This is a genomic window from Pontibacterium sp., from assembly GCF_041587635.1.
Taxonomy (GTDB): Bacteria; Pseudomonadota; Gammaproteobacteria; order Pseudomonadales; family Balneatricaceae; genus Pontibacterium.
Genome location: NZ_JBFGYC010000619.1, coordinates 1 through 2,245, shown reverse-complemented (window position 1 = coordinate 2,245; position 2,245 = coordinate 1). Strand labels below are relative to the sequence as shown.

Below are 2,245 nucleotides of genomic sequence, written 5' to 3'. Positions count from 1 at the left end.
TTTCCGCGTTTACGGCAGCCTAATAAGATACCCCCGTTTTGGGTGTAGCGAATCGCATTAGACAGGAAATTCTGCAGTATACGGCGCAGCATCTGTTGGTCTGAGCGGACAACCTGTTTGCAGGGATGGCAGCGGAATTTGAGTGATTTATCCACGGCCATGGCGGTGAACTCTACCGACAGTGTACTGAATAGGTCACTTACGCAGAAATCTGTGATGGAGGGTTCCAGCGCACCCGCATCGAGCTTGGATATGTCCAAAATCGCGGTAATCAGTTCTTCGGCGGCTTTCAATGAGCCGTCCAGATTATCCACAAGCTGCCGGGTTTCGTCACTGTGGCTTTTTTGCGCCAATGCGGAAGAGAACAAGCGTGCCGCATTAAGTGGCTGAAGAAGGTCGTGGCTGGCCGCTGCGAGGAAGCGGGTTTTGCCCAGGTTGGCAGCTTCCGCATCGGATTTAGCCTGACGTAGTTCATCCTCCATCAGTGCGCGGATTGTGTTTTCCTTACGCAGCTCTTTGTTCACTACCGAAAGCGCATGTGTCCGTTCTCTGACGCGTTGTTCCAGTGTTTCGTTGGTTTCCTGTAGGGCCTGCTCAGCCAGTCGGCGTTCAGTAACGTCCTGATACAGGGTGAAGTACCCCAGCACGTCACCGTATTCGCCGATGTGGGGGATGTAGGTCACTTCGGCGTAACGGATACTGCCGTCTTTCGTGGGTAGAAGGGTTTCAAAGCGCTGCCGTTTTCCTGTTAACGCCTCACGGATATAAGGTGTGCGTAGTTCGTATTCGTCTTCCGGCAGTACTTTGTAGCACGGCTGACCGGAGATATTGTGACGATCCAGATCAAAGGTGGACGCATAGGCTTTGTTGACGAACAGGTAGCGGCGATTTGGGTCCAGATAGGCGATCAGAACCGGTACGTTGTCGGTATAGATGCGGATGTTCTGCTCGCTTTCGCGTAGGGCTTCCTCAATCTGTTTGTGGTCAGTGATATCCATGTAGGTATTTACATAGCCGCCATTGGGCATGGGGTTGCCACGTACGTCCAATACGGTGCCGTCCGGGCGGAAGCGTTCATAGCTGTGCGGTTGGCTGGAACGCAGAACCTCCAAGCGTTTTTTGACCTGAGTTTCTATATCACCCGGGCCGTATTCACCCTTGATGGCATTGTAGCGGAATACTTCCTCAATCGGGCGTCCTACACAGATCAGACCTTCCGGGTAATCAAACATCTCCACGTAGGGGCGGTTCCAGGCGACCAGTCTCATCTGCTGGTCCACTACACTGATACCCAGACTGATGTTTTCGATGGTTGATTGCAGTAGTGAGCGGTTAAAGCGCAGAGCCTGAGAGGCTTCATCGACGATGGTAACCACATCACCAATCTGCATGTCACGGCCCTGCAAAATGGATGCAAGTACGATGCGTGCGGAGGAGGCGCCAATCACACCGGCCAGCAAGCGTTCAGTGAACTGAATCAGTTCCGGGGTGGCTTTATCGCCGGAAAGTGGAGGTTCCTCCCCCCGTTGCAGTGCGAAGCCTGTAAACGAGTGCTGTGTGCGGCTGATGCCCAAAAAACGTTCGGTAAGCATCTGGAGGTCGCCGACGGTGACATGTTCATAATGACGCGAGGTTTCCGGCAGATCCTTGTTGTAGATGTCAACAAAGGCGCTGGCCTGAATGCGATCTACTAAGCGGCGCGAGCTATATCGGGATACGGCGATGTAGAGCATGATATTGATCGATAAGCTCCAGAACACACCGTGGGTTAAAGGATCCAGATCCGTCATGCCAAACAGGGCTGTTGGCTTGAGCCAACTTACGGAAAGAAGGCCGTCGGCGAGGAAGCTATCGCCAATCAATCCGCCTTCCATCAGTGTGGGGATTACCAGCGTGTAGAGCCACAACAAAAAGCCTGCGGTCATACCAATAAAGACACCGTTGCGAGATCCGGTTTTCCAGTATAAACCGCCAATAATTGCGGGCAGGAACTGGATAGCGGCGACAAATGCCAGCAGACCAAAAGAGGCCAATGACCCCTGATCACCGAGGATTCGGTAATAAAAGTAAGCCAGCAGCATCAGGCACATAATCGTCACACGGCGGACTTTTAGCAGCAGTGCGCCGAGATCTTTGCTTTGGGATAGATTTAACCAGGATATGCGAAACAGTAATGGCATGACGATGTCGTTGCAGACCATGGTTGATAGCGCAATAGATGCAACGATAACCATGCTGGTGGCCG

1 protein-coding gene is annotated in these 2,245 nt (G+C 52.7%); it reads right to left on the bottom strand.

Annotated features, from left to right (window positions below; all coding sequences use genetic code 11):
- Positions 1 to 2,245: PAS-domain containing protein (locus ABYW01_RS19880; protein WP_372836147.1), on the bottom strand; the 2,245-nt coding region annotated here is incomplete at both ends.